This window comes from Bradyrhizobium elkanii WSM2783, assembly GCF_000472865.1.
In the GTDB taxonomy this organism is placed as follows: domain Bacteria; phylum Pseudomonadota; class Alphaproteobacteria; order Rhizobiales; family Xanthobacteraceae; genus Bradyrhizobium; species Bradyrhizobium elkanii_A.
Genome location: NZ_AXAP01000100.1, coordinates 21,997 through 29,249 on the forward strand (window position 1 = coordinate 21,997; position 7,253 = coordinate 29,249).

Consider the following 7,253-nt stretch of genomic DNA (forward strand, 5'->3'; position numbering starts at 1 on the left):
CCCGCAAAACTACGGTGCTCACGAAAAGGCCGGCTTTTTGCCGGCCTTTTTGCTGCTCTCCTCTTGTGCTGCGCTGCAGGAATGCGCTTTGTTCATCTTTCCTTCAGACAGAAAAGCGCTTCTGCTAAGAGCGGCTACGGTGCTTCGCCCGCCCGGAAGAACGGAATCCCCATGCTTGATCTCGCAATCGTTGGTGGCGGCCCCGGCGGGCTGATGAGCGCCTGGTACCTGAAGAGGAAGCTCGGCGACCTCTGCCGCGTCACCATTTACGAGGCGTCGGACCGGCTCGGCGGCAAGATCGTCACGCGCAAGTTCGATACCGCACCCGCGACCTACGAGGCCGGCGTCGCCGAGATCTACGATTATTCGATGACCGGCCCGGATCCGCTGCGCGAACTGATCCAGCATTTCGGCCTGCAGACCATCCCGATGGATGCCGAGCAGGTCCAGCTCGACGGCGAGCTCTTGAACGACGTGCCGGGCATGCGCCGCAAATACGGCGCGACGACCGCCGAGGCGATCGAAGCGTTCCGCAAGCGCTGCACCGAGATGATCTCGCCGGTCGAATACTACGAAGGCGTTGGCGCGCATGACAACGAGCACCCCTGGGCCCACAAGACCTGCGAGCAACTCCTCGACGAGGAGGTCGAGGACCCCACCGCCAAGCGCTTCTTCAAGGTGATGGCCCGCTCCGACATCGCGACCGAGAGCCACAACACCAACGGGCTCAATGCGCTGAAGAATTTCGTGATGGATATCGACGGCTATATCGGCCTGTACTCGATCCAGAACGGCAATGAGCAACTCATCGAATGCCTGCGCTCGGAAGTCGACGCCGACATCCAGCTCAATCACCGGGTGCTGAAAGTCGGCAAGGCCGGCAACGGCCGCTACCGCCTCAACATGATGAACGGGAAGGGGCCGGAGACGCGCGACTTCGACCTCGTGCTGGTCTGCCTGCCGCATTCCTGGCTCGCCACGCTCGGCTGGGACGGCGAGGAGTTGCGCCAGTCGATGGTCAAGCACATCGCCTATTTCGACCGCCCGGCGCACTACCTGCGCGTCTCGATCCTGTTCGACGAGCCGTTCTGGGGCGAGAAGATCCCGGGCTCCTGGTTCATGTCGGAAGCGTTCGGCGGCTGCTGCGTCTACAACGAAGGCTCGCGCCATGATGTCGGCCGGCACGGTGTCCTGAACTGGCTGATCGCGGGCTCGGACGCGCTGGCCTTTGCCAATCTGACCGACCAGGAACTGATCGATGCTGCGTTGAAGTCGCTGCCGGCTTCCCTCGGCAACGCGCGCGAGCATTTCCTCGAGGGCAAGATCCACCGCTGGCTGAGCTCGGTGAACGCGCTGCCCGGCGGCCTGCCGGCGCGCGACGTCATGACCAACCATCGTCCCGAGCCCAAGGAGCATCCCGGCATCGTCGTGGTCGGCGACTATCTGTTCGATTCCACGCTGAACGGCCTGCTCGATTCGTCCGATGCGGCGACCGACATCATCCTGACCGAGATGATCCGGCTGCGCCATGCCCGCGCCCAGGCCGAGCGGCCGCTGTCGGACAAGATCGACCGCGATTATTTCGAGAATTATCGCGGGCAGGGCCCATACAGCGAGGCGTGGCACCACTTCACCGATCCCGCGCTGCTGATGGAGATGATCCAGATCGTCTGGGGCGAGGCGAAGGGCTACAAGCTCCTGGTGGCGGGCTCGGCGAGCGGCGAACTGGTCGGCGCGCTGCGCGAGCGCGGGGTTGACGCCTGGGGCGTCGAGAACAACCGCTTCATCCACGGCAAGACGCCGAAGGAGCTGACGAAGTACAACAAGCTCGGCTCGGTCGTCGACCTGCCGTTCGAGCACAACGAATTCGACTTCGTGTTCGAGACCAGCCTCTGCCATCTCGGCGGAAAGCAGGTGGTGCGCGCGGCGCGCGAATTGCATCGCGTGGTCAAGACCGGCCTGGTGTTCGGCTCGGTGACTTCGGACCTCGCGCCCGGCCTGATCGACCGCTACGATCTGCTCCGTGGCGTCAAGAAGCTCGCCACCTGGTGGGAATGGTCGGAACTGTTCTTCGGCAACGGTTTTGACCTCGCCGCCCACCGTCACGACTGCACCGAGGCGCTGTGGACCGCGGCGCGCGCCGCCAACAAGGGGCCCGGGCACTGGTACGGCGACTCCGACGCGTTGCGCTATTCGTTCTTCGACAAGGTCGAGGACGAGGATTGACCCAAGGATTGACCTGAGGATTGACCGGTGCACCCGGCCGGTTCAATTGCTTTGCCCAATCCTTGCTGATCGCATAGAATCGTTGGCATAGCGCGTATCGCGCTGTCGCGCTCGATTTGCGGTCATGCCGGCCGTGCAGTATCGGTTGGGTTCATGGCATCGAAGCCCCCATCATCTGACGGTCACAATCCGGTTGCGACGGATGAACTCGAGCTGAAAAAGAAGCTCGGGGCGAATGCCGATTCCGCTGCGTCCAGGCCCGGCGGGAAGCCTTCGTCGACATCACCGCTTCCCGACGATGATGACGAAGCCGACGACGAGAACGAAATCGAGCTCGATGACGATGATGAGGACGAGGACCTCGTCGTCTTCACCGCCAAGGAAGCCGCCGGCGCGCTCGCCACGATCTACGGCTTCGTCAAGCCGTATCTGGCCAACTACAAGCGGATGCTGGTCTTCGTCAGCTTCGGCCTCGTGGTCGAGACGTTGTTCAACGTCATCATGCCGCTCAGCCTGAAGTTCCTGATCGACGATGCGCTCGGCGAGGAGGATTTCCAGGCACTCTACAAGATACTCGGCGTGCTTGCCGCCGCCGGGATCATCACCTCCATCATCGCGGTCTGGTACGAACGCTGGGACGCGCGGCTTGCCGCCTGCATTATCTCCGACGCGCGGACCAAACTGTTCGAGCACGTCCAGAACCTGCCGTCGTCCTATTTCGCCCGCACCAAGCGCGGCGAGATCCTGTCGCGCTTCTCGATCGACCTCTCGGCCTTCGAGGGCTCGGTCAAGAGCTTCGCCAACAGCGCCGCCTTGCCGTTCCTTGAGCTGATCGCCGGCATCATCCTGATGCTGTTCCTGAGCTGGCAGCTCGCCGTGGTCGCACTACTCGTGTTTCCGATCACCCTGATCGGGCCGCGGATCCTGACCCCGAAAGCGGTGCAGGCCAATTACGAGCAGAAGCTGAACGAGGCCGCGCTGCTCGGCACCGTGCAGGAGAATGTCGCAGCCCAGGCCGTGGTGAAGGCGTTCAACCTGCAGCGCCGCGCGCTCGGCTGGTTCACGATGCGCAACAACGACGTGCGGCTGAAGGCAGCTTCCGCCATGTTCCTGTCGACCATGGTGGAGCGCACCGTCACCATCGCGGTGCTGCTGTTGCACCTCGTGGTGCTCGCGATCGGCGCCTATCTCGCCACCAAGGGCCAGATCACCATCGGCACCTTCGTCACCTTCGAAAGCGCATTCTGGGAGGTGTCCTACAACATCGCGCACCTGATGCACTTCATCCCGGTATCGATCCAGTCGGCGGCGGCGGTGCAGCATATGCAGGAACTCCTGGACGAGCGCACGCGCGGCGCCGACCGGCCGGGCGCGCCGGACCTGCCGCGCATCACCAATGACATCACCTTTGAGCGCGTGACGTTCCAGTACGAGGGCAGTCAGGAGCCGGTGCTGGATAATTTCAGCCTCAAGCTCAAGGTTGGTCAGCGTATCGCGATCGTCGGCCCCTCCGGCTCCGGCAAGAGCACGCTGCTCAATCTGATCCTGCGGCTTTACGTGCCGGACGAGGGCCGGGTCACCATCGACGGCGTCGATATCCGCAAGGTGACGCGCGAATCGCTGCGGCGAAGCATGGCGGTCGTGTTCCAGGAGAACATGCTGTTCAACATGTCGATCCGGGAGAACATCCGCCTCGGCAAGGAAGGGGCAAGCGATGAGGAAGTCGTGGACGCCGCGCGCAAGGCCGAGATCCATCGCTTCATCATGAGCCTGCCGCAGAAATACGACACCGTGGTCGGCGAGCGCGGCGACACGCTCTCAGGCGGCCAGCGCCAGCGCATCGCGATCGCGCGCGCCATTATCCGCAATCCGTCCGTGCTGCTGCTCGACGAAGCCACCTCGGCCCTCGACCAGACCACGGAGGCCGCGATCAACAGCACGCTGTTCAGGGTTGCCGCGGGCCGCACCATGATCTGGTCGACGCACCGGCTGACGTCGGTGGTCGACATGGACGAGATCATCGTGATCTCCGGCGGCAAGGCGATCGAGCGCGGCACCCATGCCGAGCTGCTCGCCGCAAACGGCGTCTACCGCAAGCTCTGGGACGATCAGGGCCACGTCGCACACAATGCCGCTGCGCAGGCGGACGACGACGATGAAGACGATGATGAGGACGACGACGAGGAGTGATCCCTCAGCTTGATGTCGCGATCCGGCCTTGCCGGCCGGGGCGAAACGCGCCGGCGGTGGAATAGCGGACGCCTTGCGCGAAGCGGACCACGAAGCGGCCCCAGCGTCCGGCGCGCCAGGTCAGGCCATGGTCGATCGACAGCGAGCGAAGGTGGTAGGCCTTGGCAAGCGATCGCGCCTCGCAGGCCTGCTTGACCGGATCGTCGTAGAACGCCTGGATTTTCGGCACGCCCATGCCGTCGCTCGAAAGCCACGCCGGGATGTGGACGTTGCACAGCCGCTCGACGTCGGTGAAGACCTTGTCGCTACCGGTGCCGGCGGCTGGGCAGGAGGTCGAGAACGCGTCGCCGACCAGCACGATACCGGGCTGCAGATATCCTTCGGTGACGTAGAGGTCGGCGGGCCTGATCCTGATCGGCCCGGAGACCATGAAGCCGCCGGTCATGCGGGCAAGCCCCGGCATCGTGGCGAGCATGGTGGCTTCCGGCGCCTGCCTGAACTGCTGCAGCCACGGGTCAGTCATGTCGCGGTAGACCATGAGATTGGCACGCATCGTTTCGCCGATCGGGAACAATGTAAGATAGGCCATGCGCGCGCTCGGCCGGCCCGGCCAATAGGTCAGTGCCGGAAAATCGAACGCCGCGCGGCCGACCGGCATGACATCGAAGCCAAGCGTGATTGAATGGCACGCGCTGATGATGCGGCGCTGCATGCTGAGCGTGTGGCGCAGGCCGGTGTTCAGGCCGTTAGCGAGCACGATGAGCCGTGCCGAGATCTCCTCATTGTTCGACAGCACGATCTTCTGCCGGTCGGCGCTGTTTGAAACAGCGTAGGCCTTGGCATGGATGATCTCGACATCGCCTGGAATCTGCGCGCGCATGGTGTTGACCAGCGTGTCATAGAGGATGCCGTGCTGATCGCTGGGCTTCTTGGCGACGACGTAGCCGAACCGCGCCTCCCACACCTGGCCGTCCAGCGTCGTGGCGCGCAGCGTCTCTTCGGCAAGGCCGGTCCTGCGCAACAGCTCAAGTTGATCTCCGCCGAGCTTCTCGCAGCGCAGCTCAGGCGGATAGCTCAGATGCGGGTCGATCAGGCACGCCGAGATGCCCGCGCGTCCGAGCATCGCCGCGGCGGTCGAACCGGCGAGCCCGCCGCCGATGATGGCAACATCCGTGTAGCGCATGCGTCTTGCCTCTGATCGCAAGGCTCCATGCATGGCCGAGAATCGCAAAGGAACCCTGAACTGGTGCTTCACAATCCAGTCAGTCCCGCGTCCGCTTAATTGAAAAGCAATGTCCCGCAAACACCATGGCGCGCGGTCGAAGAGTGCGGATTTCGATGATCTCGGTAACGATTGATTCACCCAGGCTGGACATCGCCCCGCAATGGGACGAGCTGGTGCGGCGTGCGTCGTCGAACGTGTTCATGAATCCGGCCGCGCTTGCGGTGGCCGTTGCGACCGACTTTGCCAGGATCCGCGTGCTGCTGGCCTGGGAGCAGGGCGCTTCGCAGCGGAGGCTCGTAGGCATCTGGGCCCTACAGGTGCGGCAGGCCGTGCGATTGTGGCCAAAGGTGTCGGAAGCGCTGCCCTACACTTATGCTTTTCTCTCCAGCCCGGTCGTCGATCCGGCCTTCGCCGATCAGGTCATTCCCGCATTCCTCGCCGCCATCGAACAAGACCCGCTGCTGCCTGATGTCCTCAGCCTCACGTCGTTCGACGGGGAGTGCCCGAGCTACGCGGCCATGTCAAAATGGCTGGCCGCCCGTGGCATCGAGCCGTTGATCGTTGCAACGAGCAGCCGACCTTTCGTGACGAAGGAATTCGGCGTGAAGCGCAGCGGCTCGACGCGCAAAAAGCTGCGTCAGGACTGGAATAGGCTGTCGGCGCTTGGCGCCGTCGATGTCGTCAACGACCGGTCGCCCGGCGCGGTCCGCCAGGCGTTCGAGACGTTCCTGACGATGGAAAAGGCAAGTTGGAAGGGTGAGCGGGGCACGGCAGTGTTATCGGATGCCCGCGATGCCGCCTTCACCAGGCAGTTGGTGCACAATCTGGCCGACCGCCAAGCCTGCTCCGTTGCCCTGCTGCAGGTCAACGGCGAGGTGGCCGCCGCGCAGGTGCTGATGTATTGCGGCTCGACCGCCTATACCTGGAAGACCGCTTACAATGCGCAGTTTGCGCGATATTCGCCCGGGCATCTCCTCGTCGACAAGGTGACCGATCAGCTGTTCGCGCAGCCCGAGATCGAGGCGATCAATTCCTGCGCCGCCGAAGACAGCTTCATGGCCCAGCTATGGGCCGGCCGCCGCACCATGCTCGATCTGCTCTTCGATGTCAGCGGAACGAAGTCGCTGGGCTACCGGATGGAAGCGGGCCGGCTGCTCGGCTACCATTTTCTGCGGCGTCTGCGGGACCGCCTGCGGCAGCGTCGTCGGACATCCTCCGCCAAGGCGCCGCAGGGCACCGCGAGCAAGCCGGAAAAGGAAGCGGGCGCCGCGCTGCGCGCGCCAGCAAAGGCTGGGGTCCGTCGACACCAGGCGGAAGTCGAGGGCGTTGGCCATTGACCAGAGCTATGGCGGAATCTGGGTGATGACGGCCTGAGAAGGGCGGCGTATCGAGGCGGGTAACCAGCCAGCCAGAACCTCTTATGCAGAGCGATACGCCATGAACGAGAATAGCAAGATTGTAGAGCTTCGCCAGCCTGGCGCGATGGATGATCCACTGACGAGTATTTTGCGGCATGGAGCACGCCAGCTTCTTGCGCGGGCGATCGAGGCGGAGGTCGCCGACTTTCTGAGCGATCATGCCGATTTGAAGCTGCCGGATGGGCGTGACCGGC

Annotated in this window: 3 protein-coding genes and 2 pseudogenes; 4 read left to right on the forward strand and 1 reads right to left on the reverse strand. The window is 63.8% G+C overall.

The features are described 5' to 3' along the window. Positions 1–171 precede the first annotated feature (171 nt). Both YY7_RS0143060 and YY7_RS0143065 read left to right on the forward strand, forming a co-directional pair. On the forward strand, positions 172–2,226 hold the full coding sequence (locus YY7_RS0143060) for an FAD-dependent oxidoreductase (protein WP_028168545.1): 2,055 nt from the start codon (positions 172–174) through the stop codon (positions 2,224–2,226). Between the two features lie 153 nt (positions 2,227–2,379). After that, entirely contained in the window at positions 2,380–4,416 is a 2,037-nt protein-coding gene (locus tag YY7_RS0143065; protein WP_028168546.1) for an ABC transporter ATP-binding protein, read from the forward strand. Here YY7_RS0143065 and YY7_RS54815 read toward each other — a convergent pair. After that, positions 4,335–5,599 (reverse strand): annotated as a pseudogene (locus tag YY7_RS54815) (FAD-dependent monooxygenase). The gene YY7_RS0143065 and the pseudogene YY7_RS54815 sit on opposite strands and share 82 nt — an antisense overlap. A gap of 155 nt (positions 5,600–5,754) precedes the next feature. On the opposite strand from YY7_RS54815, the gene YY7_RS54820 reads away from it, so the two are divergent. Then, positions 5,755–6,978 (forward strand): GNAT family N-acetyltransferase, encoded by a 1,224-nt coding sequence (locus YY7_RS54820; RefSeq protein ID WP_063623452.1) that lies wholly within the window; start codon positions 5,755–5,757, stop codon positions 6,976–6,978. A gap of 100 nt (positions 6,979–7,078) precedes the next feature. Then, positions 7,079–7,253 (forward strand): annotated as a pseudogene (locus tag YY7_RS63995) (IS256 family transposase); the annotation flags it as partial.

Coding starts and splice junctions, on each gene's coding strand:
- YY7_RS0143065 (WP_028168546.1), top strand. CDS start 2,380: ATGGCATCGAAGCCCCCATCATCTGACGGTCACAATCCGGTTGCGACG.
- YY7_RS0143060 (WP_028168545.1), top strand. CDS start 172: ATGCTTGATCTCGCAATCGTTGGTGGCGGCCCCGGCGGGCTGATGAGC.
- YY7_RS54820 (WP_063623452.1), top strand. CDS start 5,755: ATGATCTCGGTAACGATTGATTCACCCAGGCTGGACATCGCCCCGCAA.